The sequence below is a fragment of the Micromonospora sp. WMMA1923 genome, assembly GCF_049179195.1.
Lineage (GTDB): Bacteria > Actinomycetota > Actinomycetes > Mycobacteriales > Micromonosporaceae > Micromonospora > Micromonospora yangpuensis.
In genome coordinates this window covers 1558439-1585187 of sequence record NZ_JBMHLZ010000001.1, presented here as the reverse complement: position 1 = coordinate 1585187, position 26749 = coordinate 1558439, and the positions used below count along the sequence as shown (strand labels likewise).

Below are 26749 nucleotides of genomic sequence, written 5' to 3'. Positions count from 1 at the left end.
TCAGCGCCGGCTCTCGACCCGTCCGTTCGAGGCACCGGACGCCGGGTCGTGGTGCTCGTCGGTCGGGGCGGGCTGCTCGGCGTCCCCGGTGCCGACGAGGGCCTCGGCCGGGGGATCGTCGTCGGTCGGCCCGACGAAGGCCTCGCTGCGGGCGTCGCCGTCGTCGCTGCCGCCGAAGATCCGGGCGTCGTCGGGCGGGTTCGCGGCGGCCGGGCGTCGGGCCGGCCGGCGGCCCTTGCGGTCGGGCCGGTCCCACTGCCAGGGCAGCGCGCTCGCCTCGTCGCCGATCTCGGTACGCATCCGGGGCAGGGCGTGCGGACGCTGGTCGCGTACCCAGGCCACCAGGTGTTCCCGGACCACACAGCGCAGGTCCCACAGGCTGCCGGCGTCCGCCGCGCTCACCAACGCCCGGATCTGGATCACGCCGCCGGTGGCGTCGACCACCTGCAGGACGCAGACCCGGCCGTCCCACAGGTCGGTGCCCTCGACGATCCGGCGCAACTCCTCCCGCATGGCCTGCACCGGCACCGCCCAGTCGACGTCGAACATGGCGGTGCCGAGCACGGCCGCCTCGGTCCGGGTCCAGTTCTGGAACGGGGTGCTGGTGAAGTACGAGGTGGGCAGGATCAGCCGACGGTCGTCCCAGATCTGCACCACCACGTAGCTGAGGGTCAGCTCCTCGATCCGGCCCCACTCCCCCTCGACCACCACCACGTCGTCGAGGCGTACCGCGTCGCTGAAGGCGAGCTGCAGGCCGGCGAAGACGTTGCCGAGCAGGCTCTGCGCGGCCAGGGCGGCGACCACACCGGCGACACCGGCGGAGGTCAGCACGCCGGCGCCGATGCCGCGCACCGAGGGGAAGGTCATCAACATCACGCCGACGGTCAGCACCACGATCACCACGATGGTGATCCGGCGCAGCATCACCACCTGGGTACGCACCCGGCGGGCGTGCCGGTTGTTCGGCACGTCCACCCGGAACCGGGCCAGCGCGGTGTCCTCCACCACCACCAGCAGCGAGGCGACCAGCCAGGCCGTGCTGGCGATCACGCAGAGTACGAGCAGGTGCAGGACGGCCTGCCGCCAGGCGGTGCCCACCGCGTACCCGGTGCTGAACCGGACGGCGAACTGGACGGCCAGCACCGCCCCGGCGACCTGGATGGACCGGTGGGCGTGCTCGGTGAGCTCGACCAGCAGCACCGAGCGGCGGCCAAGCCGCTGGAACACCCGGTGCATCACCTCGACCAGCAACAACGCGATCGCCGCCGCACCAAGCGCGGCGGCGATCGTCGTCAGGTACTCCTGCACGGGTTCCTCTCCTCCATCCGGACGGCCGTCGGGCAAAGGCCCAATGGTGCCCGGTGGACCCGGAATCGACCAGATCAGACCTTGCGGTACCGGGACTGGATGAAGCAGTAGACGCCGAAGGCGGCGATGCCCAGGGCGACGAGGACGAGCAGGATGCTGCCGTAGGGCTGGTCACGAAGGGTACGCAGGGCGGCGTCCAGGCCCCGGGCCTTCTCCGGGTCGTAGTTCACCGCGGCCACCACGACCAGCAGTCCGGAGACGGCGAAGGCGGAGCCACGGGCGGCGTACCCGGCCATGCCCAGCCGGCGGGCGAGCTGGCGGGTCTTGGCGTTCATCTCGTGGGTGTTGAGGTTCTTCTCGAACTTCTTCTTGATGCCGTAGATGGCCTGGCCGATGCCGATCCCGGCGACCACCAGACCGACGAACCCGACCAGCCAACGGCCGCCGGTGGACTCCATCAGGGAGGCGGTGAGGTCCTCCTGCTGGTCGGCGCTGCTGGAGTTGGCGCTGGAGAGGACCTTGTAGGCGGTGAAGGCGAACCAGAGGTAGACCAGGGTACGGGCGGCGGAGAGGCCCCGTTCCATGGTGCGCTTGTTGCCGTCCTGGCTGACGTGACCGACGGCGGCCTCGGTGGCCTGCCACAGGGCCATGGCCACCATGCCGACGGCGATGGCGATGACGATGAACTTGCCCATCGGCTGGGCGGCGAGGGTACGCAGGGCACCCGACTGGTCGCCGTCGTCGGACGAGCTGCCGAAGGCGATCTGCAGGGCCAACCAGGCGAACAGCAGGTGCACGACCCCGTAACCGATGAATCCGGCACGGGCGAGGAGTTTGAGCCACCGGCTGTTCGCCGCGCGGGAGGCGGTGGCTTCGGCGTTCCGGGTGAGAGACATGGCGCATCAATCTCCGAACGCGGAGATTTCCAAACGTGTCCCGCAGGGGTCGTCAGCTGCCCGGGTTGCGGGCGACGCGGATCTTGACCTGCTGGTCGGTGACCCCGTCGAGGGTGACCGAGAAGCCGGCGACCTCGGCCGCCTGCTGACCGATGGTCAGCGACAGCTGCTCGCCGGCGACCTCCACGGTCACCTGGTCGCCCTCGGCCCCGACCAGGCGGGTCTCCACGCCGAGGATGGTGGCGCTGGCCTCCACCCCCCGGTCGAAGGTGACCGTGCACGCGTCCAGGCCACAGTCGGTGGAGGCCCCCTCGGAGCTGCACCCGGCGAGCAGGGCGGCGCCGAGGGCGAGACCGGCCAGCAGCCCGGCGGTCCGGCGGAGGGGGTTCGGGGGGAAGTTCGTCACACGCCAAGGGTACGAGACGGACGCGAACGCCGGAACCACCACTGATCTTGAAAATGCGGCGGCTCGTCGATGCCCGATCCGGCCCGCTAGGGTCGGACGATGACGGATCGATCGGGCCCCGGAAGAGGTCGGCTGCTGCTCGCCGGTGTGCTGACCGTCGCCCTGCTGGCCGGAGTTGCCGGCTTCGGGTACTGGCGGGGGTGGTTCGCCGATCCCTCGGTCTCGGATGCCCCGCAGGCCCGGCCGGGAGATGTGGAGGTCCTGGCCACCGGTCTCGAAGCACCCTGGGGCCTGGCCTTCCTGCCGGACGGTTCGGCGCTGGTCACCGAGCGCGACAGCACCCGGATCCTCGCCCTGACCGACGGCCAGACCCGGGAGGTGGGGCGGGTGCCCGACGCCGCCCCCGGCGGCGAGGGTGGCCTGCTGGGCATCGCGGTCTCCCCCGACCACGCCCAGGACGGGTGGATCTACGTCTACTACACCACCGCCCAGGACAACCGGATCGCCCGGATGCAGGCCGGCGGCACCCCCGAGCCGGTCTTCACCGGGATCCCGCGGGCCTCGACGCACAACGGCGGCCGGATCGCCTTCGGGCCGGACGGGATGCTCTACGCCGGCACCGGCGACGCCGGCGACCGGGACAGCGCCCAGGACCGCGACTCGCTGGGCGGCAAGATCCTGCGGCTCACCCCGCAGGGGCAGCCCGCGCCCGGCAACCCGTTCGGCGACTCGCCGGTCTACAGCTACGGCCACCGCAACGTGCAGGGGCTGGCCTGGGACTCGGCGGGCACCCTCTTCGCGGCCGAGTTCGGCCAGAACCGGTACGACGAGCTGAACCGGATCACCCCCGGCGGCAACTACGGCTGGCCCGAGGTGGAGGGCGACTCCGACGACGAGCGGTACGAGGCGCCGGTGGCCACCTGGGCCACCGGTGACGCCTCCCCCAGCGGCATCGCCGTCGTCGACGACGAGGTGTGGATGGCGTGCCTGCGTGGGGAACGGCTGTACCGCCTCGGCACCGACGGGCAGAACGCCCAGGCGCTGCTGGTGGAGGAGTACGGGCGGCTGCGCCACGTCGCGCCCGCACCGGACGGCTCGCTGTGGGTGTTGACCAACAACCGGGACGGGCGTGGCTCACCCGGTGCCGACGACGACCGGATCCTGCGCCTGGAGCCCTGAGCAGGGCAGGGCAACCGGTCAGGCCGTGCCGGTGAGCAGTTCGGCGGCGGCGCGGGCACTGACCCGGGTGGCGCCGTGGGTGGCCAGGTGCACCCCGCCGACCACCAGCGCGGGCACCCCCAGCTCCACCACTACCGCGTCGGGGCGGGCGGCCAGCGCCCGCCCGACGGCTGCCCCCATCCAGCGGTGCCGGTGCAGGTCGCGCACGACCAGCACGACCGGCCGACCGGCGGCCCCGGCGGTCGGATCGAAGGGCACCTCGGCCTCGGTGAACCGGACGGTGCGGGTGCCCGGCAGCAGCTCGGCGAGGGCGACGCCGATCCCCCACGGGGTCTCCGGCCCGATCGCGATGTTGCGCGGCGGCTCGAACTCCACCACGTGTGCCGCCCCGGCCAGTGGCAGCCCGTCGGGTGCCCCGGTGACCCGGACCGCCCGACGCGCCGCCGTCAACCCGACCGGTGCCCGGTCGGCCGGTGCGGTGGCCGGTCCGGGGTGGACGGCCGGCGGCCGACGGCGGGCCCGCGCGGTGGCGCTCCAGGCGGCGAGGTGGCCGACCCGTTTGGCGGCTTCGGCCAGGCGTTCCTCGGGCAGTTCACCGGCGACGACCGCGGCGACGACGGCGTCGCGCAGGTGGCGGGCCGTCTCCTCGTCGGCGTGCTCGCCGCCGACACAGATCGCGTCGGCGCCGGCGGCCAGGGCCCGTACCGCCGCGCCGGCGAAGCCGTAGCGCCGGGTGACCGCCTGCATCTCGATCGCGTCGGTGACCACCACGCCCTCGAAGCCCAGCTCGTCGCGGAGCAGGGTGCCCAGGATCCGCCGGCTGAGGGTGGCCGGGAGAGCGGGGTCCAGCGCCGGCACCAGGAGGTGACCGGTCATCACCGCCTGCACCCCGGCGGCCACGGCGGCCCGGAACGGCAGCAGTTCGGTGCGCTCCAGCCGGGCCCGGTCGGCGTGGATCGTCGGCAGGTCGTGGTGGGAGTCCACCCGGGTGTCGCCGTGTCCGGGGAAGTGTTTGGCGCAGGCGGCCACCCCGCCGGCCTGGAGTCCGCGTACCCAGGCGGCGGTGTGCCGGGCGACCAGGGCGGGGTCGGCACCGAAGGCGCGTACCCCGATGACCGGGTTGCCGGGGTCGGCGTTGACGTCGGCGTCCGGGGCGTAGTTCAGGGTGACCCCGGCGGCGGCCAGCTCGGTGCCGAGGTCGTGGGCCACGGCCTCGGTCAGCGCCGGGTCGTCCACCACCCCGAGCGCCAGGTTGCCGGGCCGGGAGCTGCCTCGGGCCGACTCGAAGCGGGTGACGTCACCGGCCTCCTCGTCGACGGCGACCAGGACGTCGGGCCGCACCGACCGCAGGGCCGCGGTCAGCTGCGCCACCTGCGCTCCGTCGACGATGTTGCGGGCGAACAGGACCACCGAGCCGAGCCCCTCGTCGAGCCACCGGCAGACCCAGGGCGGGGGCGTGGTGCCGACGAAGCCGGGTTGCAGGACGGCGGCGGCCAGCGCGGTCAGCGCGCTGTTCGGCGCGGTCATGCCGCCGCCTCCCGCCTGCTCGGCGTGCGCCCGTCGGTCGGAAGGATCCCGTCGCTCATGCGGTGTCCGCACCCCCGTCCTCACCGGCCCCGCCGGTCGCCGCCGGCGCGGCCCTGCCATGGTCACACCGCGTCCCGAAATAGTCAAGAAACCTTACTGTTAGCCGGTGGCGACGGTCCGGCAACCGTGCGACAGTTCGACGATGGAGCCCACCAACCTGGCCGACGCCACCAGCGCGGCCGAGATCCCCGGCGTACGCCTGCTCGGCCTGGTGGTCGGCGGGCTGCTGCTGTTCGCCGCGATCCGGGCGATGTTCGGCCGCCGCTGATCCCCCGCCGCCGCCCGGTGCGGCAATCCGCACACCCCGGCGGTTTCGTCGCGGAACGGCCAGGGTACGTCCGGCCAGCAATGAAACTGTCGACGCATTCCACGACCCTGCGCCGCGCGGCCCGCAGCCTCTTCGGCTGGACCCAGCTGCGGCCCAACCAGCTCGCGGCCATGCGGGCGGTGATGAAACGGCGCGACGCCCTGGTGGTGCTGCCCACCGGCGCCGGCAAGTCGGCGATCTACCAGATCCCGGCCAGCCTGATCCCCGGGCCGACGGTGGTCATCTCCCCGCTGCTCGCCCTGCAGCAGGACCAGATCGCCGCCCTCAACGAACGCCAGCGCCCGGAACTGCGGGCGGTCCGGGTCAGCTCGAACGAGTCGGCCAGCCAGCAGGCGGAGGCGATCGCCGAGGTCCGCGAGGGCCGCGCGGAGTTCCTCTTCATCACCCCCGAGCAACTGGCCAACCCGGACCGGATGGCCGAGGTCCGTGAGTTGGCGCCGGCGCTCGTGGCGATCGACGAGGCGCACTGCATCTCGGCCTGGGGACACGACTTCCGCCCCGACTACCTGGCCCTGGGGCACCTCATCGAGGGCATCGGCCGCCCGCCGGTGGTCGCGCTGACCGCCACCGCCTCCCCACCGGTACGCGACGACATCATCGCCCGGCTCCGGCTGCGCGACGCCGAGGTGGTGGTCTCCGGACTGGACCGGCCGAACCTCTTCCTCGAGGTGGCGCACTGCCCCACCGAGGACTACCGGTGGCGGCGGCTGATCGCGCTGCTGCGCGACGACGGGCGCCCCGGGATCATCTACGTGCCGACCCGCCGGTCCGCCGAGGAGCTGGCCGCCCGGCTCACCGACGCGGGTTTCCCGTCGAAGTACTACCACGGCGGGATGCCGAACGGGCAGCGCAACGAGCTGCACGAGGCGTTCCTCGCCGACCAGGTGCCGATCATGGTGGCCACCTCGGCGTTCGGCATGGGCATCGACAAGCCGAACATCGCCTGGGTGGTGCACGTGGCGCTGCCCGACTCGCCGGACAGCTACTTCCAGGAGATCGGTCGCGCCGGGCGCGACGGCGAGCCGGCCCGGGTGCTGCTGCTGTGGCGGGCCGAGGACGTCGGGTTGCAGCGCTTCTTCAGCGGCGGCCTGCCGAACGTCACCGAGCTGCAGGAGCTGGCCGCGCTGGTGCGCAGCAAGCCGGCGACCAAGAAGGACCTCAAGGCCAGCACCGGCCTCGGCCCCCGCAAGCTGGCCCAGCTGCTGGCCCTGCTGGAGCAGGTCGGTGCGGTCGAGCCGCGCAAGAAGCAACGCCTCGGCGCCCCCCGGTACGCGCCGCAGCCGGCCGACGCGGCGGCGGCGGCCCTGGCCGAGACGGAGCGCCAGCAGGCGGTCACCCGGTCCCGGACCGACATGATGCGGGCCTTCGCCGAGACCTCCGGGTGCCGTGGGCAGGCGCTGCTTGCCTACTTCGGCGAGCAGATGACCGAGGTGTGCGGGCACTGCGACAACTGCCACGCCGGCACCAGCGTCGCCGATGACGGCGCGAGCGGCCCGTTCCCGGTGCACAGCCAGGTCCGCCACCCGGAGTGGGGCCCCGGCATGGTGCTCAACTACGAGGAGGACCGGATGACGGTTCTCTTCGACGAGGTCGGGTACAAGACGTTGTCCGTGCCCGTGGTGTCCGAGCAGGGTCTGCTGACCCTGAGCTAGCGTGTTCCCGCGCGCGCCCGCCGGCACCGCACAGCTTCCGGCGGGCTCACGTTTCAGGTGCAGTCACAGGTGAGAGGGGCGTTGTCGTGATCGAACAGCCGGCGTACACCGGGTTCGGCTTCTCCGACGAGGAATGGGGGCTGCTGGTCGGCCTGCCGCAGTCGGTGCTGACCGCGGCGAGCGCCGCCGAGTCCGACAGCACCCGCCGGACGATGGCCGAGAACGCGGCCGGGCTGGAGACCATCTCCGCCGGCCGGGGCTCGGCCAGTCCGCTGGTGGCCGCGGTCGCCGGTGAGATCGTCCTGCGGGTCGGTGACCCGGAGGCCGGCGCGGAGCTACCGGTCGTCTCCCCCGCCGACCCGGGCGTGCTGATCGACGACGTGCTGCACCGGGCCAGCAAGGCCGCCACCCTGCTGACCGCGAAGGTCGACGAGGGTGAGGCCGGGGCGTACAAGCACTGGCTGGTGGAGATCGCCGAGCAGGTGGTGGGGGCGGCCTCCACCGGCGGTCTGCTCGGCCTCGGCGGCGAGCAGGTAAGCGCCTCGGAGCGACGCTTCCGCGACCGGTTGGCCCAGATCCTCAACGACTGAACCCCACTGCCGTCGTCGACCCCCGGTGTCCGGGTGGTCCCGGGCGGTCACCGGACGACACGTTCGGTGACCGCCCTCGTCTCGTATGGTCACCTGACCAATGGGGACAATGGGCCCGACGGCTCGCGCCACTGGGGGAGGCAGAACGACAATGTTGTCCCGAGACACCATCGACACCCGGCAGGTGCCGGCAGCCGAACGCTTCGGGCTCTGGCTCGACATGGTCGCCCGTACCTCGGTGCCACTGCGCATCCGCACCGAACACGCCCACGACTTCGCCGCCTGGGCCGAGGTCACCGAACTGGGCCCGATCCGACTCCTGCGCTACGAGTACCCGTCGCTGGACGCCCAGCGCAACGAGCTGCTGGTCCGCCGGTCGGACCCGGAGCACTACCTGCTCGCCCTGACCATCCGGGGCAACAGCTCGTTGAGCCAGGCCGGCCGGTACAACGCGATCTCCGCCGGCGAGTTCACCTTCTACGACACCTCGCGCCCGCACGAGGTGTGCCACCACGGCATCGGCGACGACGCCGCCTCGTCCATCGTGGCGCTGATCCCGTACTCGGCGGTTCCGCTGTCCCAGGACCGGCTCGTCCCGCTCTTCGCCGGCCGGATGTCCGGCAGCGAGGGCATCGGCGCCCTGCTGGCGCAGTACCTGGTGCAGCTCACCAGCCATCCCGAGCAGTACCACGACGCCGACGCCAGCCGGCTCGGCGGGGTGGGGCTCGACCTGGTCACCACGATGCTCGGTCGGCACCTGGTCGCCGAGGACGCGGTGCCCACCGAGGTACGCCGACGTGCGCTGCTCGCCCAGGTGCAGTCCTACATCCACCAGCACCTCGGCGACGCCACCCTCAGCCCGCAGGTCGTCGCGGACGCCCACCACATCTCGGTGCGGTCCCTGCACCGGCTCTTCGAGGCCGAACAGTCCACCGTGGCGGCGTACATCCGGGGGCTGCGGCTGGAGCGGTGTCGCCGGGACCTCGCCGATCCCGCCCTGCACAGCCGGCCGATCGCCACGATCGCCGCCCGGTGGGGCTTCGCCGACAAGGCCCACTTCAGCCGGGCGTTCCGGGCCGCCCACGACACCACCCCGCAGGACTGGCGCCGCCGGCAGTCCGACTCGTCACGGATCGTCAACCGGCGGGCATCCACCGTCAACCCGGTCAGGGCAGACTGAGTCCATCGCGGTCACCGGTCCGCAAGTTCGGGTGACCGTCAACGGGGGGCCGTGGCGAGGCGCTCGCCGCCGCACGGTGGCGAGCGGCCCGCCCGGTCAGTCCTCGGCCAGCAGATCGAGCACCGCCCGTTCGGCATCCTGGCGGGACGTCCCCGGTGTCACCGGCACCACCGCCCCGTCGTGGTACAGGTCGACCACCCGGGGATCGACGTAGGACGTCCGGGCCACCGTCGGGGTGTTGCCGAGCAGCTCGGCCACCTGGCGCATCACCGCCGCCACGGTCCGCCGCCGCGCGGTCGTCGAGCGCGCCCGACAGGGGTTTGGCAGCTCGGTCGCGGCCAGTTCGGCAGTGGCCAGCTCGGTCGCGGCCAGCACGGTGGCGTGCCAGGTCCGGAAGTCCTTGGCGGTCATCTCCCCGCCGCTGGCGTCGCGCAGGTAGTCGTTCACCTCGTCGCTGCGTACGTCCCGCCAGCTCCGACCGTCCCAGTAGCCGAAGAGCCGGTCCGCCCGGCGGCGGCTGCGACGCAGGTTGGTGAGCACCCGGCACAGTTCGGGATCCTCGACCCGGCGCACCTGGGCGAGACCACCCTTGGCCGGGAACTCGAACACCACACAGCCCTGCCGGGACCGGGCGTGCTCGGGACGCAGGGTGGCCACCCCGAACGTGGGTTCGTCACCGGCGGCGTACTGGTCGCTGCCGATGCGGAACATCCCCATGTCCAGCAGCCGGGTCACCGTGGCCAGCACCCGGTCCCGGTTCAGCCCCCGGGTGCCGAGGTCCCGCCCGACCCGCTCGCGCAGCACCGGCAACCGCCGGGCGACGTCCAGCACGTGGTCGAACTTCGCCTCGTCCCGCTTGCGTCGCCACTGCGGGTGGTAGACGTACTGCCGCCGGCCGGCGGCGTCGACGCCGACGGCCTGGATGTGCCCGTTCGGGTACGGCGAGATCCAGACCTCCCGCCAGGCGGGCGGGACCACCAGCGCCCGCAGCCGGGCCAGTTGGTCCGCGTCGCGCACCGGCGCACCGGCCGGGTCGACGAAGAGCCAACCCCGGCCGCGTCGCCGCCGCCCGTACCCCGGTCCGCCGGGGTCACTTCGCCGCAACCGCACCGGGCCCCCGTACCGCCTGATCCACCTCGTCCACGGCGGCCAGCACCTGGGCGACGTCGAGCCCCGCCAGCCGGGCGTCGAGGTCACCGGCGGACGCGTCGGCCCCGGGTGCGCCGCGCAACGCCCGGTGCCAGGGTCGGTCCACCGGTGGCCCCCACCGGTGCGGCGACACCGGCCCGAACAGCACCACCGACGGGGTGCCGTAGCCGGTGGCCAGGTGGGCCACGCCGGTGTCCCCGCTGACCACCAACCGGCCGTGGGCGACCAGGGCGGCGAGCCCGGCCAGGTCCGTCCGCCCGGCGAGCACCGCCGTGTCGGGCAGTCCCGCCTGGTACGCGACCCGCCCGGCCAGCTCCCGCTCGGCCGCCGAGCCGGTGACCACCACCCGGTGCCCCCGCCGGGACAGCACCCGGGCCAGGGCGGCGAAGCGGGCGGCCGGCCAGCGCTTGGCCGGGATCTTGCTGCCGGGGTGCACGACGGTGACCCCGGTCGGTATGCCGGGCACCGCCGGCCGCAGCAGCGCCAGGTCGTCGGGGTCGGCCGGGATGCCGTACCAGTGCAGCAGCCGGCACCAGCGACGGACCTCGTGTTCGGCGTCCCGCCAGAGCGGGCCGTCGTGGTGGCCGGCCTCGGGACACCGGAAGGCGAGCAGCCGCTGCGGGCGCCCGGCGGCGAGCAACCGGTGCGACTGCGGGCCCCGGCCGTGCAGGTTGACCGCGACCACCGCGGCGACGGACTGCCCCGGCGCGGTCAGCCCGTCCAGCGGCAGCAACCGGTCGACGCCGCCTACCAGGTCGGCCAGCGGGGCCAACCAGCCCGGTGCGGCCAGCACCAGCTCCCGGTCCGGGTGGGCGGCCCGCAGCCCACGCAGCGCCGGCACGGCCGTGGCCAGGTCACCGACGCCGAGGGCGCGCAGCGCCAGGATCACGGGTACGACGTCTCCTGCTCGGCACAGACCACCAGCTCACGGACCGCGCAACCGGGCGGCTGGGAGAGCGCGAAGAGCACCGCCGCCGCGACGTCGGCCGGCTCGTTGAGCGCCGCGTCCGGACCGGGCCGGTACCGCTCGTCCCGCGCGTCGAAGAACCGGGTACGCATGCCGCCGGGAATCAGCAGCGTCACCCCGACCGAACCGGCCAGCTCCGCGGCGAGCGACCGGGTGAAGCCGACCACCCCGAACTTCGCCGCGCAGTACGCGGTGGCGTCGGCGACGGCCTTCACGCCCAACGTGGAGGCGACCGTGACGACGCTGCCCCGGGAACGTTCCAGGAACGGCAGGGCGGCGCGGACCACCGCGACGGTGGCGAACAGGTCGACGGTGACGATCCGCTCCCACTCCTGCCGGGACAGCTCGGCCAACCTGCCGGGCACGTCCACTCCGGCGGCGGTCACCACCGCGTCCAGGCCACCGGCGTGTTCGGCCAACTGCCGGGTGCCCTCCTCGGCGGCGGCGGTGTCGGCCAGGTCGCACTCCCGCCAGGGCACCCCGTCGCCGGGGGGCTGCCGGTCGAGCACCAACGGCTGCCCGCCCGAGCGGGCCACGGCGGCGACCACGGCGGCGCCCAACCCGCTGGAGCCACCGGTGACCAGCACGGTCGGCCCGCTACCGGGCGTCACCGCGCTCACCGGGTCCGCTCCGCGTGCCGGCCGACCGGCTGCGGCCCGGCCCCGTCGGGTGATCCGGCCCGGTCCGGTGATCCGGCCCGGTCCGGTGGGACGGCTCGGTCCGGTCCGGTGACCCCGGTGGCGCGGCCCGGTCCGGTGACTCCGGTGGCGCGGGCGGTGGCGATCAGGTCGGTGGTGGAACGACCGGCCAGGTACGGCACCACCACGGTGTGCCCGCCCCACCGGCGCAGGATCTCGGCCTCCGGCAGGACCGGCTCGTCACCGACCCCGCTGGCGTAGTCGCCACCCTTGACCCAGACGTCCGGCCGGAGCCAGGACAGCGCCGCGTGCGGCGTCGACTCGTCGAAGACCACCACGGCGTCGACGCAGCTCAGCGCGGCCAGCAGCCGACCACGGTCGGCCTGGGTCACCACCGGCCGGTCCGGCCCCTTCAACCCGGCCACGCTGGCATCGGAGTTCAGACAGACGATCAGGCAGTCGCCGAGCCCCCGGGCGGCCTGCAGCGTCGCCAGGTGACCGGCGTGCAGCAGGTCGAAGCAGCCACCGGTGGCGACCACGGTGCCACCGGCGGCCCGTACCTCGGCCGCCACGGCGGCGGCCGCGCCGATCCCGACCCGTTCCCCGTCGGTCGGCACCGACGCCGGACGGCCCGTCGGTGCCGGTGGCCGGACCGGGCCCGGCAGGGCGCCGGCCACTCCCCCGCCCGCCACGTACGCCGAGGCCTCGACCACCGCCTGTTGCACCGCCTCGGAGACCAGCGCCCCCCGGGCCAGGGCGACCGTCGCGGTGGCCGCGAACCGGTCACCCGCGCCGCAGGTGTCCCCCTCGGCGTTGGCCGGCGTCGGCACCATCAGGGGCGTCGAACCGGCGTGGCAGAGCAACGCGCCGTCCCCGCCGAGGGTCACCGCGACCGCGCCGGCCCGCCAGCGTTCCCGCAGGCTCTGCGCCCCCCGTTCGGCGGTGGCCAGTCGGGACGCCCCCGGCGGCACCTTGGCCAACTCGCGCACCTCCGACTCGTTCGGGGTGGCCAGGTGCACCCCCGGCACCGGCGTCGGCCCACGGGGATGCGGGTCCCAGACCACCGGGGCCCGGGTCGCGGCGAGCGCGGCCCGCACCGCCGGATGCTCGGCCACCCCCCGGCCGTAGTCGCTCACCAGGATCGCCGACGCGGTGGCCAGCAGCCGCAGCACCGCCTCGCCCGGCTCGCCGGGCTCCCCGGCGCTTCCGCCCCGGTCGTGCCGCAGCAGCACCCGCCCTCGGGCCCGCAGCCGCACCTTCTCCGGCGTGGTGCCGTCCAGCGCGAGGGGATACACCTGCACCCCCGCCGCGTGCAGCAGGCTGCTCAACCGCGCCCCACCGGCGTCGTCGGCCAGGGCGGTCACCAGCGCCACCTCGGCGCCCGCCGCGGCGGCGAAGACCGCGGCCAGGCCCGCCCCGCCGGGTCGGTCCACGTACGCGGTCTCGTCGAGCACCGGCACCGGCGAGTCCGGACAGAGCCGGTTCACCACCCCCTCCACGTCCCGGTCCAGCAGGGTGTCCCCGACCACCACCACAGGTCCCGCCACGTTCGCCTCCTCGTCGGTCTCGTGCGCCGGTGCCGGCCACGTCACGTCCTGGGCTCCGCTTCGGTGGGATCGCCGACGACCACCTCGACCCCGGTACGCACCGGCCCGCCCGCCGGGGCCCGCGCGCCAGCCGGGGTTGCCCCGGCACGGGCGGCCAACACCGCCGGCAGGGCCCGTTCCAGGTACTCGCAGAGCAGGTGGGTGGAGACCAAGTGCAGCTCCTGCACCACCTGGCTGTCCGGCGAGTCGATGGCCAGGCTCTCGTGGCAGGCGTCGGCCAACGGGTTGGGCGTGGGGCCGGTGAAGGCCCAGCAGCGCAGGCCGGCGTCCCGGCCGGTACGGGCGGCGGTGAGCAGGTTCGGGCTGGTGCCGCTTGTCGACATCAGCAGCAGCACGTCCCCCGGGCGGCCGTGGGCGCGTACCTGCCGGGCGAAGGCCTGTTCGTAGCCGTAGTCGTTGGCGATGGCGGTGAGCGCCGAGGTCTCGGCGTGCAGGGCGATCGCCGACAGCGGTTCGCGTTCGTCGCGCAGCTTGCCGACGAGTTCGGCGGTGAGGTGCTGGGCCTCGGCGGCGCTGCCCCCGTTGCCGGCCACCAGCAACCGCCCGCCCGACCCCAGGTGCCCGGCCAGGTCCGCACCCCACCTGGCCAGCACCCGCGCCGAGGTGCGGTACGGCAGCAGGGCGGCGGCCAACCCGGCCAGGTGTGCCTCCAGCGGGGTCCCGGCGTCGGCCGGCTCGATCGGGGCGGCCGACATCAGGCCACCACCCGGGTCGGCCGGCGGACCGCGGCGACCTCGCCGTAGACCTCCAGCAGCCGTTGGGCGGCCACCGCCCAGGAGTAGCGTCGGCGGGCCCGGTCCAGGGCGGCGGTGGCGTAGGAGAACCGACGGATCCGGTCGCCGAGCAGCCGCTGGATCGCGGTGCCCAACGCCTGCGGGTCCCGGGCCGGGACCAGGTCACCGGTCACCCCGTCGACCACGGTGTCCTTGATCCCGCCGACGGCGGTGCCGACCACCGGTACCCCGCAGGCCATCGCCTCCAGCGGGGTGAGGCCGAACGGCTCGTACCAGGGGGCGGCCACCAGCACGTCTGCGGAGCGGTACCAGCGGCCCATCTCCTCCCGGGGCACCGCGCCGACCAGGCGGACCCGGTCGGCGACCCCGCACGACCCGGCCAGCGCCCGCAGCCGCCGGGCGTACGGGTCGGTCTCCAGCAGCCCGGCGGGGGGACCACCCACCACCACGCACTCCGCGTCGGGCACCAGCGCCATCGCCCGCACGACCGTCTGGAAGCCCTTGCGTTCCACCAGCCGGCCCACGGTGAGCACCCGGGCCCGGTCCGACTCGACCTCGGCGGCCGGGCCCAGCGGGGCGAACGTGCCCAGGTTCACCCCGGACGGGATCACCGTCATCCGCGACCGGGGCACCCCCAACCGGACCAGCTCCCCCACCTCGTCCTGGCACTGGGCGATCACCCGGTCCACCGACCGTCCCAACTGGAGCTCGTAGCCGATCCGCCGGGCCGGGCTGGTGTCCTGCACGCCCTGGTGGCGGCGTTTGACCGCACCCAGGGCGTGGTACGTCTGCACCACCGGCACCCCGGTGTCGCGGCCGGCGGAGAGCGCGGCCAGACCGCTCATCCAGAAGTGCGCGTGGATCACCTCGGGCACCCAGTCGCCGCCCCGCCACCGGTCGACAAGCCACCGGCCGAACGGCTGCATGTACGGCAGCAGCGCGTCCTTGGCCAGCGGTTCGGCCGGTCCGGCCGGTACGTGCACCACGTCGTAGCCGTCCGGGGCCCGTACCGTGACGGGCAGGTCGACGGCGTCGCGGCGGGTGTAGACGCGTACCTCGTGGCCGGCGGCGACCAGCGCGGCGGAGAGTTCCGCGACGTGCGTGTTCTGGCCACCGGCGTCCTCGCCGCCGAGGACGGCGAGCGGGCTGGCGTGCTCCGAGATCATCGCGATCCGCATACTTCCTCCTCCAGCAGCCGATCCCAGTCCGCGAGGAAACGGTCCAGGCCGTAGCGGGCCCGCGCGGCGGCCCGGGCCTCGGCCCCGGCCCGGCGGGCCGCCGCCGGATCGGCGATGAGCCGTCCGGCGGCCTCCAGCAGGTCGTCGATCCGGGTGGAGACCGCACCCGCCTGCGGCGGTACCGCCCGCCCGGCCTCGGTGGCGGCCAGCGCGACCACCGGCATGCCGATGGTCATCGCCTCGACCAGGCTCAGGCCCAGCGAGGTCCACCGGCACAGGTGCAGATACGCCCGCCGGCGCGCCAACTCGGCGTGCATCCGGGCCTGCGGCACGTCGTCGTGGCTGCTCAGTCGGGTCGCGGGCAGGCCGAGGTGGTCGGCCAGCCCGGCCACCCGCAGGCCGTAGACGTCCAACGGGGCGATCTCGGCGAAACGCGACAGCAGGTCGGTGCCGGTGACCCGCCAGCGCCGCACGGGTTCGTTGATCACCACGGCGAGCCGGTCGAGTTCGCCGGTCCACTCGACCGCGGGGGCGACGACCCCGTGCTCGACGACGGTGGTGCGGGTGCTGCCGGTGTCCCAGAAGAGGTGGTTGAAGTGGGTGACGTGGCTGACCAGCAGGTCGTCCCGGTCGGCCATCGGGTGGCGGGAGTGCGGGACGTTGCCCTCCTTCGGGGTGTTGTGCTCGACGTAGACGGCGGGCAGGTCCCGGCCGGGCCGGCGGCCGGTCCAGCGTTCGACGAGGTCGAGCTCCTCGGGCCGTTGCAGGATGACCACGTCGACCGGGGCGGTGGACAACCCGTCCGGGCTGATCTCGCGGGCGGAGTCCGGCCACGGGTAGGTGCGCGCCCGACCGAGCCCGTACGGCCCCCGCTCCGGCGTGGTGGGGATGAGGTAGTCGTGCCGGCCGTGCACGAAGGACGTGGTCCAGGAGCCGTGCACGTGCCACAGCAGGATGTTCATCGCCGGCCCCCGGCACTGCCGCGCGCCACCGCCCGGCCACCGGTGACGACGGCCTCCGGCCCCGGTCGACCGGCCGGCACGCCGAGCAGGCGTACCGCGTCGAGGACCCGGCCGGGTTCGATCCCACTCAGGCAGGGATGGCCGGGCACCGGGCAGGTCGCCGCCCGGCTCTGCCGGCACGCGGCGGTGGCGTCGCCGAGGCGTACCGTGGGCACCCGCCACGGGCCCCACTGGCCGAACGGCACCGTCGGGGCGAAGAGGCTGACCACCGGCACCCCGAGCGCGGCGGCCAGGTGCGCCGGCCCGGTGTTGCCGACCACCAGCGCACCGGCCCGGGCGATCACCGCGGCCAGCTCACCGAGCCCGGTCCGGCCCCCCAGGTCGATCCCGGTGGCCCCGGCCACCTGGGCGGTCAGTCCGCTCTCGTGCGGACCACCGGTGACCACCACCCGGTACCCGGCGGCGCTCAGCACGCCGACGATCCGGGCCGCCACCTCCGGCGGGCAGGCGCGGGCATCCACCGACGACCCGGGATGCACCACCAGGTACGGCTCGGCCGGCACCGACGGGTCAGCGGCCGGCCGGTCGATCCGGACCCGCAGCCGGGGCTCGTCGTGTTCCGGCAGCTGGTAGCCGGCGGCGGCGGCCAGCGAGAGGGCACGTTCGGGTTCCGGGATGCCCGGCGGCACCCGGTGCCGTACGTCGAGCAGGCTGCCGGGGTAGTCGTCGCTGATCGCGCTGACCCGTCCGACGCCGGCCATCCGCAGCAGCAGGGCCAGGGGCAGCGGTGACTGGTGGTAGCTGGTGAAGACGACCGCCTCGTCGGCGCCGACGGCGGCCAGCCGGCGGGTGAGCGCGGTCAGCTCCGTCGCGTCGACCGCCCCGGGCGCGGGGTCGATCCAGGGCAACGGGTGTTCGAGCACCTCGTCGACGCCGGGCAGCAGGTCGGCGGCGGCCCGTCCCCGGGGGCCGCAGAGCAGCACGACCCGGTCGGCGTGGGCGGCGACGGCCCGGATCGCCGGCCCGGTGACCAGGACGTCTCCGGCCGAGTCACTGCGGACCACCAGCACCGTGCCACCCCGGCGGGCCGGGGCGTCGGCGCCCACCCGCTCGATCCGGGACAGGATGTCGTCCACCGCGGCGGTCAGGTCCCCGGCGACCTGCCCGGCAGCGGCGATCTCGGCGGGTCGGGTGGTCGCGGTGGGCACCAGGATGCCGGCCGCGCCCGCCGCGCCGGCGGCCACCACGTCGGCACCGATGTCGCCGATCATCACACAGCGTCGCGGTACGGTGCCCAGCTCCCGCGCCGCGGCCCGGAGCAGTCCCGGTGCCGGCTTGCGGCACCGGCAGCCGTCACCGTCGTCGTGCGGGCAGACCTGCCAGCTGTCGAAGGGGCCCAGCAACTCCTCGACCCGGGCGTTTACCCGAGCCAGGTCGTCGCCGGAGAAGAGCCCCTTGGCCAGTCCCGACTGGTTGCTCACCACACCCAGGCGCAGCCCCGCCGCCCGGAGCCGGTCCAGCGCCGCCCGGGCCCCCGGCACCGGCCGCACCTTCTCCGGGTCACCGTTGTACGGCACGTCCTCGACCAGCGTGCCGTCCCGGTCCAGCAGCACCGCGTCGAAGAGCACCGGGCCGGACAGGCCCCGACCAGCACCGGCGGAAACCCGTGCTGACCTGCGCTGATCCGGCTCCTTGCGGTCCTGTCGCACGGCCGGCGGGTTCCCGGGGCCCCGAGGAGTAAACGTCATCCGCACGGCACCGCGACGCCGCGTCCGCCGGCGGTCGCGGGCACGGAGGACCCGGCACGCACCGCCGCCGGTCAGCGCCTTACCCGCCGCCGTGGAGAAGCTAACCCAGCACCGGGGCATACCCGGCCGGTACGCCGGGTAGCAAGAGGTGGTGGCAATCGTCGAACGCGTGATCCAAGCTCCCCCCCAGCAGGTCTTCGACGTGCTGGCCGACGGGTGGACGTACAGCGACTGGGTGGTCGGCACGGCGCACGTGCGCGACGTGGACGACGCCTGGCCCCGGGTCGGCAGCCAACTGCACCACCGGGCCGGGCCGTGGCCGATCTCCCTACAGGACTCCTCGACGGTGCTGCGCTGCGAACCGCCGTACCACCTCACGTTGCGGGCCGGGCTCTGGCCGGCCGGTGAGGCGGTCGTGGTCTTCACCCTGGAGGCGGTGGGCGACGACGCCACCCTGATCCGCCTCGGTGAGGACTTCGCCGCCGGGCCACTGCGGTGGGTCCGGACCAAACTCAACGACCTGGTGTTGCACCAGCGCAACAAGGAGACCCTGCGCCGGTTGGCCGACATCGCGACCCGACAGAAGGGCGACCAGTGAGCCAGACGGTGGTGGTGACGGGGGCCAGTGCCGGCGTGGGCCGGGCCGTCGCCCGACGGTACGCCGCGCGGGGCGCCCGCCTCGCGCTGATCGCCCGGGGCGCGGCCGGCCTCGACGCCGCCGCCCGGGACTGCCGGGGGCTGGGCGCCGCCGACGTCCGCTGCTACCAGGTCGACGTGGCCGACGCCGGGGCGGTGCAGCAGGCCGCCGACGACGTGGTGCACCACTTCGGCGGCATCGACGTGTGGATCAACAACGCCATGGTGTCGGTCTTCGCGCCGGCCTGGGAGATTCCCGCCGCCGAGTTCCGCCGGGTCACCGAGGTCAACTACCTGGGTACGGTGCACGGCACGCTGGCCGCGCTGCGGCACATGCGGGCCGCCGGGCGGGGCGCCATCGTGCAGGTCGGCTCGGCGCTGGCGTACCGGGGCATTCCGCTGCAGTCGGCGTACTGCGCGAGCAAGCACGCCGTGCAGGGTTTCAACGACTCGCTGCGGGCGGAACTGCTGCACGACTGCCCCGGGGTGAAGCTCTCCATGGTGCAGTTGCCGGCGGTCAACACCCCGCAGTTCTCCTGGGTGCGTACCCGACTGCCCCGGCACCCGCAGCCGGTGCCGCCGATCTTCGCCCCGGAGCTGGCCGCGCGGGCGGTGGCCTGGGTCGCCGACCACGGTCCGCGTGAGCTCAACGTGGGCGGGCCCACCTGGCGGGCCCGGCTGGGCAACATCCTCTTCCCCGGGCTGCTCGACCGGGGCCTGGCCCGTGGCGGGTACGACAGCCAGCAGACCGACACTCCGATCGACCCGGCCACCTGGCGGGACAACCTGGACCGGCCCGGCGACGACGAGCAGGACCGGGGTGCCGAGGGGGTCTTCACCGACCAGGCCCGGCAACGGTCGGCGGCGCTCTGGATCGGCACGCACAAGCCCGCGGTGGCCGCGGTCACCGGCACCGTGCTGGCGATGGCCGCAACGGGCCTGCTCCGCCGCCTACGCTGAGCCGGGTTGGGGAGCCTGAGCGAACGGCTCCGAGCAACTGGCTACCCTCTCTGTGAACCCTGTCGGCAAACCGAGGATGTCCGTCATGATCGAACCCGTGCAGTTGCCCTCGCCGTGGCGGGACGTGCGCCTGACCGTCGTGGTCCCCACCTACAACGAGGCGGGCAACCTGCCGGTGCTGGTCGAGCGGCTCCTCGCCCTGTCCCTTCCCGGGTTGCGGGTCCTGGTCGCCGACGACAACTCACCGGACGGCACCGGTGAGGTGGCGGACAAGCTGGCCATCGCGCACCCCGACCGCGTCGAGGTCGTGCACCGGGCCGGTAAGGAGGGCCTGGGCCGGGCGTACGTCGACGGCATCGGCCGGGCCCTCGACGGCGGCGCACAGTACGTGGCGCAGATGGACGCCGACCTGTCCCACCCCCCGGAGGCGCTGCCCGGCATGCTCGGCGCGCTGCTCTCCACCCAGGCCGGTGTGGTGATCGGTTCCCGGTACGTCCCCGGTGGCCAGCTCGACGAGGCGTGGCCGTTGTACCGTCGGGCGCTCAGTGGCTGGGCCAACCTGTACGTGCACACCCTGCTGCGGGTCCGGATCCGGGACCTGACCGCCGGCTTCAAGATCTGGCGCTCCGACGCGCTGCGCGACATCGGGCTGGACCGGGTGCAGTCCAACGGCTACAGCTTCCAGGTCGAGATGCACTACCTGGCCACCAAGCTCGGGCACACCATCCTGGAGGTGCCGATCCGCTTCGAGGAGCGGCGGGACGGCGCGTCGAAGATGACCACCGCCACCAAGATCGAAAGCGCGTTGATGCCGTTCAAACTGCGCAGCCGGCACCGCCACATCGAGGCCGACCCGAGCACGCGGGACGCCACGCCCGCAGCCCAGAGCAGCGAGCCCGCGCAGGGCGACGTCGCCGTAGCACCGGACAACGAGCCCGCGCAGGGCACCGGTCCGGCGGCACCGGACAGCGAACCCAGGCAGGGCGACGTTCCCGTAGCACCGGACAGCGAGCCCGGGCAGGCGTTCGTAGCGACCCCGCAGCTCGCCGAGCCCGTGGGGACGCCCACCGCCACCGCCAGCGACCTCGGCACCGCACCGGAGACCGACACCGCATCGCGCTCCGGCACCGCACCGGACGCCGACACCGCACCGGACGCCGGCACCGCACCGCAGGCCGGCACCGCACCGCAGGCCGGCACCGCATCGCAGGCCGGCGCCGCGACGGACGCCGACACCGGGTCTGCCGGCGCGTCGGCGGCGGACCTGTCCCGCACTGCCGCACCCGCGACCACGGCTCCCGCCGCCCCGTCTGCCACCAGTCCGTCTGCCACCAGCACCGGGACCGACGCCTACCCGGAGGCCGACGGCGCCAACCCGGAGGGCGGCACCGGCCGGGCGGCCGACGCCACCACGGCTACCGGCACCGGCACGGAGGCCGACACCAGCACGGAGGCCGACACCAGCAAGGCCACCGTCACGGCCGACGATGCCACGACGGGGAAGGTCGCACCGGGCGCCCGCGTCGAGGCCGGGGCCGTCCGGGCCACGAAGGCGACCAGGACTCCCCGGGCCACCAAGGCGGCCAAGAGCACGCGGGCCACCCCCGCCCAGAAGTCCCGCTCCGCCAGCACGGGTACGGCCAACCCGACGACGACCAAGGCCACCAAGACTGCCACCGCAGCCAAGACGGCCACCGCAGCCAGGACGACGGGCAGCAAGACGACGGGCAGCAAGACCTCGACGGCTGCCAAGACGCCCACGGTCAGCAAGGCCGCCAGCGCCGCCAAGACGACCCGGAGCCCGGCGTCGGGCCCGGCCGCGAGCGTCGCCAACCCGGGTACGTCCATTCCCGGCACGTCCACCCCGGGTACGTCCACTCCGGTCACGTCCACCCCGGACGTCGACGCGGGTCCCGACCGCCCGGAGTGACCTCGTCGCAACGCCCCGACCCACCCCGTCCCACTTCCTGACCCACCTGTCCACGCTCCGAGATCAGCCCGCTCGAACACGGATGTGGTGGCCTCGCCCGCTGTAGCGGCCACCATTTCCCGGATCCTGCAGAAGGGCCGAGACACGAGGCAGGGCAGGGGACGAGGCAGGGCAGGGGACGAGGCAAAGCACAGACGAGGCAGGGCAGGGGACGAGGCAAAGCACGGGACGAGACCGGGCAGGCACGGGGCGCGGGAGGGTCAGGGGTACAGGGCCCGGTTGGCGGTGCTGATCAGGCGGGCGTAGGCAGCACCGGTCAACGCCCGGTCGCGGGCCAGGGCGGCCCGGGCGGCGTTCGCGCCCGGTGCGCCGTGCACTCCGCCGCCGGGATGAGCCGAGGCGCTGGCCAGGTACAACCGGTCCACCGGGGTGTCCGCCCGGCCGAGGCCGGGGATCGGACGCAGGAACAACTGCTGGTACGCCGCGGCCGTGCCGCCGCCCAACGCGCCGCCGACCAGGCTGGGGTTCTCCCGTTCCAGGTCGGCGGGGCCGGCCACGTGCCGCCCGACGACGAGCTGCCGGAAGCCGGGCGCGGCGTCCTCCAGCACCTGTTCCATCCGCGTCACGTGCTCGGCGATCTCGTCGGCCCGCCAGTCCCGGCGGAAGGGCAGGTGGGTGTACGCCCACAGGGACTCCGTACCCGGTGGGGAGTGCTCCGGGTCGGCGGTGGTCATCTGGCCGACCAGCAGGAACGGGTCCCGGGGCAGCTCGGAGCGGGCCAGCGCGGCGGCGTACCCGGTCAGTCCGTCCAGGTCCGCGCCGAGGTGCACGGTACCGGCGGTGGCCACCGCGCGGTTGGTCCACGGTACGGGGGCCGACAGCGCCCAGTCGACCTTGAGGGTGGAGCCGTCCCAGCGGAAGTGCGCCAGGTCCTCGACCAACCGGGGCGGTAGCACCGCCGCGCCGACCAGGTCCAGGTAGAGCGCGGGGGCCGGGACGTCGGCGAGCACGGCCCGGCGGGCCCGCCACAGCGAACCGTCGACGGTACGTGCCCCCATCGCCCGGCCTCGGGCGGTCAGGACGCGGTCGACCCGCGCGTGGTAGCTGATCCGGCCGCCCCGGGCGGTCAGCCGGGCCACCAGCGCGTCGGTGATCTGCTGGGCCCCGCCGACCGGCACCGGCCAGCCGATCTGCTGGCCGAGCATGGCCAGCAGCCACCCGTACACCCCGGAGCCGGCCTCCTCCGGAGCGAGGTCGGTGTGCAGGGCGCAGCCGGCCAGCAGCGTCGGCCCGCCGGCACCGTCGAAGAGTTCGTCGCCCAGCTTGCGTACCGGTACCACGAGCCGCCGGGCCAGCCGGAGGGCGCCCGCGGTGCGCAGTCGGCGCAGCAGGGACAGCCCGCCGCGGACCGGTGGGAAGGGGGTGGTGATCGCGGTCATCATCGGCTCGGCCACCTGCTGCCAGTCCGCGTAGGCGTGCAGCCAGCGGTCGCCGTCGCCGGGGGCGAACGCCTCCAGCGACGCCGCGGTGACCTCCGGATCCCGGTTGATCACCGCGGCCTGCCCGTCGGGCATCAGGTGGGCCAGCACGTCCGGGGCGTGCCGCCAGCTCAGGCCGTACCGGGCCAGGTCCAGTCCGCGCAGCACCGGGGAGGCGTACCCGAGGGGGTAGAACGAGCTGTAGAGGTCGCTGAGGTAGCCGGGCGCGGTGACCTCGGCGGAGCGGACCGCGCCGCCGGGCGCTCCGGTGGCCTCCAGCACCACCACCTCCCAGCCGGCGTCGGCCAACAGGTTGGCCGCGACCAACCCGTTGTGGCCGGCGCCGACGACGACGGCGTCCACGGTGTGCGTGCCGGAGGAGGTCATCGGATCGGGCTACCCCCGCGACCACCGGGCGAAACGAGTTTGTCCGGCCGGGGCCGGGGCATGCTGCGCGCCATGTACCGGGTGGAGCAGCTCATCGGTGGGGTGTGGGGCGCGGGCGGTACCGGCGGGCAGCAGACGGTGGTCGATCCGGCGGACGGCACGCCGGTCAGCACCGTGCCGGTGGCCACTGCCGACGAGGTGGTCAAGGCGGTCGCCGCGGCCCGGGAGGCGGCGCCCGGTTGGGCGGCGACGGCCCCGGCTGACCGGGCGGCCGCGCTGGTCAGAGCGGCCACCGCGGTCGAGGCGGCGGCCGAGGAGCTGGCCCGGGCCACCAACGCCGAGATGGGCAAGCCCCTGGACGACGCCCGGGGCGGGGTGGCCGCCGGGATCGGCACCCTGCGCCAGTACGCCGAACTCGGCCCGCTGCGCGGCGGTCGTACGCTGCACGGCGCGACGGACGCGATCGACTTCATGACGCCGCAGCCGCGTGGCGTGGTGGCCGTGATCACCCCGTGGAACGATCCGGTGGCGGTCTCCTGCGGGCTGCTCGGCGCGGCGCTGGTCACCGGCAACGTGGTGCTGTACAAGCCCAGCGAGCGCACCCCGGCGACCGGTTGGCTGCTGGCCCGGGCCTTGGACGAGGCGCTGCCCAGCGGGGTGCTGTCGCTGTTGACCGGCGGGGCCGAGGTGGGCGCGGCGCTGGCCGGGCAGGAGGTGGACGTGGTGGCGCACGTCGGTTCCACGGCCACCGGGCGGGCCATCGCGGCGGCCTGCGCCCGGACCGGGGCGAAGGCGCTGTTGGAGAACGGTGGCAGCGACCCGCTGATCGTCGACGCCGGGGTCGATCCGGGCTGGGCCGCCGAGCAGGCGGCACTGGGGGCGTTCGCCAACGCGGGGCAGATCTGCGTGGCGGTGGAGCGCCTCTACGTGCACCGGGACCTGGCCGACGACTTCGTGGCGGCGCTGGTGGAACGGGCCGGGGCGCTGCGGATGGGGCCGGGACGCGATCCGGGGACCGAGCTGGGGCCGCTGGTGGACCGGCGGCACCGGGACCACGTACACGGTCAGGTGACCGCGGCGGTGGCCGAGGGGGCGCGGCTGCGGGTCGGTGGCACGCTGCCGGCCGGACCGGGTGCGTTCTACCCGGCCACCGTGGTCACCGGGTGCACCGACGAGATGGCGCTGGTCCGGCAGGAGACGTTCGGGCCGGTCGCGCCGGTCGTGGTGGTGGACTCGTTCGGCGAGGCGCTCAAGCGGGCCGCCCGGTCACCGTACGGGCTGGCCGCGACGGTGCTCACCGCGTCGATGGGGCACGCCCAGCGGGCCTGGCGGGAACTCCCGGTGGGCACCGTCAAGGTCAACGCGGTCTTCGGGGGCGCGCCCGGGGGTGCCGCCCAGCCGCGCCGGGGCAGCGGCCAGGGCTTCGGGTACGGCCCGGAACTGCTCGACGAACTCACCACCACCAAGGCCGTCCACCTGGAACCCCCCACCCCCACCTGGTGAGGTAAGGAAGGGCCCCCTGTTATCGCTTTCTGATGTACAGGGGACCCTTCCTTACACCTGTCAGCGTTGGCGGGCCTTGCGGGTCTGCCGGTTGTTCTCCTTCTCGATGGCCTTGACCAACTCCGCCTTGGTCATGCTGGAGCGTCCCTTGACGTCCAGCTTGCGGGCCACCTGGAGCAGGTGGTCCTTGCTGGCGTTGGCGTCCACGCCACCGGCCGTGGGGGCCCGCCGGGCCGGACCGCCACCGGCGGCCTGCCGGTCACTGGGCCCCTTGCGCCCCTTGTCCTCCCAGTGGTCGCCCACCTTCTCGTACCGGTGCTTGACCGCGGCGAAGGCGGCACGGTGCGCCCGCTCACCCTCGCCGTACGTCTCGACCGCCGAATCGTGCGTCTTCACCCACGTACGCTGAGCCTTCTCCGGAGAGCGCCGCAGCGTGCTGGGCAGTACCTCGCGCCCGGGCATCTCGTCCTCCTCCGCGTCGCTGGACTGCCAACGAGCGTTCCCCGCAGCGGCTCGGGCAAACTTTTCCCACCGGGACACCGGGCGTGCCGCGTTTGTCGATTTTCGCCACCGGGTACCGCCCGCGCACAGACGCACCGCCAGGCCGGCCGGCGTACCATCCGGGCCGTTCCTCGCGGCCGGAGACAGGGAGCGCTCGTGACGACGACAGGCGACCCGGCCGGGGCGACGGAGCAGGACCCCACGACGGACCGGCGGCGGACCGGGGTACGGCTGCCCGCCCGGATCCGGCAGCTGAGCTGGACCACCTGGCGTGGGGTGCTGGTGCGCAGCGGGCAGAACTTCGTCAAGGACAACTGCGCGGACCTGGCCGCTGCGCTCACCTACTACGGGGTGCTGGCGCTGTTTCCGTCCACCATCGTGGTGGTCGCCCTGGTCGGGCTGGTCTCCGACGGCGACCGGACCGTGGACACCGTGATCGACCTGGCCCGGGAGATGGGTGCCGGGTCGGTGGTCGGCAACGACAGCTTCGTCGCCGTGGTACGCGGCGTGGTCGAGCAGCAGAGCGGTTCGAAGGCGCTGTTGAGCTTCGGCCTCCTCGGCGCGCTCTGGTCGGCCTCCGGGTTCATCGGCTCCTTCACCCGGGCCTCGAACGCCATCTACGGGGTGACCGAGGGGCGGCCGGTCTACCGGCTGCGCCCACTGCAGATGGGGCTGGCCGGGCTGGCGCTGATCCTGCTCGCCGTGGTGGCGGTCGGGCTGATCGTCAGTGGTCCGGTCGCCGACGCGGTCGGTGACCTGATCGGCGCCGGCGGGCTGGCCCGGACCGCCTGGAGCCTGGTGAAGTGGCCGGTGCTCGCCATGATCATGATGATGTTGCTCTCCATGCTGTTCTGGATCGCACCCAACGTCCAGCAGCCCCGGTTCCGTTGGCTCACCCCGGGCGGGGCGGTGGCCCTGCTCTCCTGGGTGCTGGTCACCTTCGGCTTCGGCCTGTACGTGACCAACTTCGGCTCGTACGACGTCACCTACGGCAGCCTCGGCGCGGTGATCGCCTTCCTGGTGTGGTTGTTCCTGTCCAACTGCGCGTTGATGTTCGGCGTCCAGATCAACGCGGAGGTGCAACGTGGACGGCAGTTGCAGGCAGGTGGGCCTGATCCGGCCGAGCGGATCCTGCCGCCCCGCGCGCCGGCCGACGCCTGAGCTGGCCGGCCGCCCCCGCGAAGCCCGTCGATCGAAAGCACCCCGACGTCCTCCGCTTCTCCGGTTTATCGCGGTCGGCCCCGG

General features: G+C 74.2%; 22 protein-coding genes and 2 pseudogenes. 10 read left to right on the top strand and 14 right to left on the bottom strand.

Annotated features, from left to right (window positions below; translation table 11 throughout):
- Window positions 1-102 precede the first annotated feature (102 nt).
- The 3 genes and pseudogenes from ACN28G_RS07150 to ACN28G_RS07140 form a co-directional block, all read right to left on the bottom strand.
- A pseudogene (locus tag ACN28G_RS07150) lies at window positions 103-1308 on the bottom strand (mechanosensitive ion channel family protein); the annotation flags it as partial.
- Between the two features lie 74 nt (window positions 1309-1382).
- Entirely contained in the window at window positions 1383-2204 is an 822-nt protein-coding gene (locus tag ACN28G_RS07145; protein ID WP_091436428.1) for a DUF1206 domain-containing protein, read from the bottom strand.
- 52 nt (window positions 2205-2256) lie between these two features.
- Window positions 2257-2610 (bottom strand): hypothetical protein, encoded by a 354-nt coding sequence (locus ACN28G_RS07140; RefSeq protein WP_091436426.1) that lies wholly within the window; start codon window positions 2608-2610, stop codon window positions 2257-2259.
- 99 nt (window positions 2611-2709) lie between these two features.
- On the opposite strand from ACN28G_RS07140, the gene ACN28G_RS07135 reads away from it, so the two are divergent.
- Entirely contained in the window at window positions 2710-3789 is a 1080-nt protein-coding gene (locus ACN28G_RS07135; protein ID WP_091436424.1) for a PQQ-dependent sugar dehydrogenase, read from the top strand.
- Window positions 3790-3807: 18 nt separating this feature from the next.
- Here ACN28G_RS07135 and ACN28G_RS07130 read toward each other — a convergent pair whose 3' ends face one another.
- The gene (locus tag ACN28G_RS07130; RefSeq protein WP_421478738.1) at window positions 3808-5316 is read right to left on the bottom strand and encodes a glycoside hydrolase family 3 protein; all 1509 of its coding nucleotides are present in this window, start codon (window positions 5314-5316) and stop codon (window positions 3808-3810) included.
- A gap of 202 nt (window positions 5317-5518) precedes the next feature.
- Here ACN28G_RS07130 and ACN28G_RS07125 point away from each other — a divergent pair, with 202 nt between their 5' ends.
- The 4 genes from ACN28G_RS07125 to ACN28G_RS07110 all read left to right on the top strand — a co-directional run bounded on the left by ACN28G_RS07125 (window position 5519) and on the right by ACN28G_RS07110 (window position 9126).
- A complete protein-coding gene (locus tag ACN28G_RS07125; RefSeq protein ID WP_268239678.1) occupies window positions 5519-5644 on the top strand; it encodes a hypothetical protein in 126 nt (41 codons plus the stop codon).
- 80 nt (window positions 5645-5724) lie between these two features.
- Window positions 5725-7356 (top strand): RecQ family ATP-dependent DNA helicase, encoded by a 1632-nt coding sequence (locus ACN28G_RS07120; protein WP_421478737.1) that lies wholly within the window; start codon window positions 5725-5727, stop codon window positions 7354-7356.
- A gap of 86 nt (window positions 7357-7442) precedes the next feature.
- The gene (locus ACN28G_RS07115; protein WP_091436418.1) at window positions 7443-7946 is read left to right on the top strand and encodes a hypothetical protein; all 504 of its coding nucleotides are present in this window, start codon (window positions 7443-7445) and stop codon (window positions 7944-7946) included.
- A gap of 151 nt (window positions 7947-8097) precedes the next feature.
- Complete coding sequence (locus ACN28G_RS07110) at window positions 8098-9126, top strand: helix-turn-helix domain-containing protein (protein ID WP_091436416.1); 1029 nt, start codon at window positions 8098-8100, stop codon at window positions 9124-9126.
- 96 nt (window positions 9127-9222) lie between these two features.
- On the opposite strand, the gene ACN28G_RS07105 is transcribed toward ACN28G_RS07110, so the two are convergent.
- The 8 genes from ACN28G_RS07105 to ACN28G_RS07070 are packed head-to-tail and all read right to left on the bottom strand — an operon-like array spanning window position 9223 to window position 18070.
- Window positions 9223-10236: a DNA topoisomerase IB gene (locus tag ACN28G_RS07105; RefSeq protein ID WP_421478736.1), complete on the bottom strand. Its 1014-nt coding sequence runs from the start codon at window positions 10234-10236 to the stop codon at window positions 9223-9225.
- Window positions 10217-11164 (bottom strand): glycosyltransferase family 9 protein, encoded by a 948-nt coding sequence (locus tag ACN28G_RS07100; protein WP_421478735.1) that lies wholly within the window; start codon window positions 11162-11164, stop codon window positions 10217-10219. Before ACN28G_RS07100 ends, ACN28G_RS07105 begins: the two co-directional genes overlap by 20 nt.
- The gene (locus tag ACN28G_RS07095) at window positions 11161-11862 is read right to left on the bottom strand and encodes an SDR family oxidoreductase (protein WP_091436407.1); all 702 of its coding nucleotides are present in this window, start codon (window positions 11860-11862) and stop codon (window positions 11161-11163) included. Before ACN28G_RS07095 ends, ACN28G_RS07100 begins: the two co-directional genes overlap by 4 nt.
- Window positions 11859-13427 (bottom strand): PfkB family carbohydrate kinase, encoded by a 1569-nt coding sequence (locus ACN28G_RS07090; RefSeq protein WP_421478734.1) that lies wholly within the window; start codon window positions 13425-13427, stop codon window positions 11859-11861. Before ACN28G_RS07090 ends, ACN28G_RS07095 begins: the two co-directional genes overlap by 4 nt.
- Window positions 13428-13468: 41 nt before the next feature.
- Window positions 13469-14182 (bottom strand): D-sedoheptulose-7-phosphate isomerase, encoded by a 714-nt coding sequence (locus tag ACN28G_RS07085; protein WP_421478733.1) that lies wholly within the window; start codon window positions 14180-14182, stop codon window positions 13469-13471.
- Complete coding sequence (locus ACN28G_RS07080; protein ID WP_091436401.1) at window positions 14182-15399, bottom strand: glycosyltransferase; 1218 nt, start codon at window positions 15397-15399, stop codon at window positions 14182-14184. The genes ACN28G_RS07085 and ACN28G_RS07080 overlap by 1 nt, the downstream gene beginning before the upstream one ends.
- Window positions 15384-16361 carry a glycosyltransferase family protein gene (locus ACN28G_RS07075; RefSeq protein WP_091436398.1) on the bottom strand — a complete coding sequence of 326 codons (978 nt, stop codon included), beginning with the start codon at window positions 16359-16361 and terminating at the stop codon, window positions 15384-15386. The genes ACN28G_RS07080 and ACN28G_RS07075 overlap by 16 nt, the downstream gene beginning before the upstream one ends.
- Window positions 16358-18070, bottom strand: coding sequence for an HAD-IIIA family hydrolase (locus ACN28G_RS07070; RefSeq protein ID WP_421478732.1), 1713 nt, complete (start codon window positions 18068-18070; stop codon window positions 16358-16360). The genes ACN28G_RS07075 and ACN28G_RS07070 overlap by 4 nt, the downstream gene beginning before the upstream one ends.
- 208 nt (window positions 18071-18278) lie before the next feature.
- Between ACN28G_RS07070 and ACN28G_RS07065 the strand changes: the two genes are divergently transcribed.
- The 3 genes and pseudogenes from ACN28G_RS07065 to ACN28G_RS07055 form a co-directional block, all read left to right on the top strand.
- Entirely contained in the window at window positions 18279-18707 is a 429-nt protein-coding gene (locus tag ACN28G_RS07065) for an SRPBCC family protein (protein ID WP_308472677.1), read from the top strand.
- Window positions 18704-19705: an SDR family oxidoreductase gene (locus ACN28G_RS07060; RefSeq protein WP_421478731.1), complete on the top strand. Its 1002-nt coding sequence runs from the start codon at window positions 18704-18706 to the stop codon at window positions 19703-19705. The genes ACN28G_RS07065 and ACN28G_RS07060 overlap by 4 nt, the downstream gene beginning before the upstream one ends.
- An 85-nt stretch (window positions 19706-19790) precedes the next feature.
- Window positions 19791-20552 (top strand): annotated as a pseudogene (locus tag ACN28G_RS07055) (polyprenol monophosphomannose synthase); the annotation flags it as partial.
- A gap of 1343 nt (window positions 20553-21895) precedes the next feature.
- On the opposite strand, the gene ACN28G_RS07050 reads toward ACN28G_RS07055, so the two are convergent.
- Window positions 21896-23500, bottom strand: a complete 1605-nt coding sequence (locus tag ACN28G_RS07050; RefSeq protein ID WP_091436391.1) for a phytoene desaturase family protein — start codon at window positions 23498-23500, stop codon at window positions 21896-21898.
- A 72-nt stretch (window positions 23501-23572) separates the two neighbouring features.
- Between ACN28G_RS07050 and ACN28G_RS07045 the strand changes: the two genes are divergently transcribed.
- Window positions 23573-25003: an aldehyde dehydrogenase family protein gene (locus ACN28G_RS07045; RefSeq protein ID WP_421478730.1), complete on the top strand. Its 1431-nt coding sequence runs from the start codon at window positions 23573-23575 to the stop codon at window positions 25001-25003.
- Between the two features lie 60 nt (window positions 25004-25063).
- Here ACN28G_RS07045 and ACN28G_RS07040 read toward each other — a convergent pair whose 3' ends face one another.
- Complete coding sequence (locus ACN28G_RS07040) at window positions 25064-25465, bottom strand: ChaB family protein (protein ID WP_091436388.1); 402 nt, start codon at window positions 25463-25465, stop codon at window positions 25064-25066.
- A gap of 195 nt (window positions 25466-25660) precedes the next feature.
- Between ACN28G_RS07040 and ACN28G_RS07035 the strand changes: the two genes are divergently transcribed.
- A complete protein-coding gene (locus ACN28G_RS07035) occupies window positions 25661-26665 on the top strand; it encodes a YihY/virulence factor BrkB family protein (RefSeq protein WP_421478729.1) in 1005 nt (334 codons plus the stop codon).
- The last annotated feature ends 84 nt before the right edge of the window (window positions 26666-26749 follow it).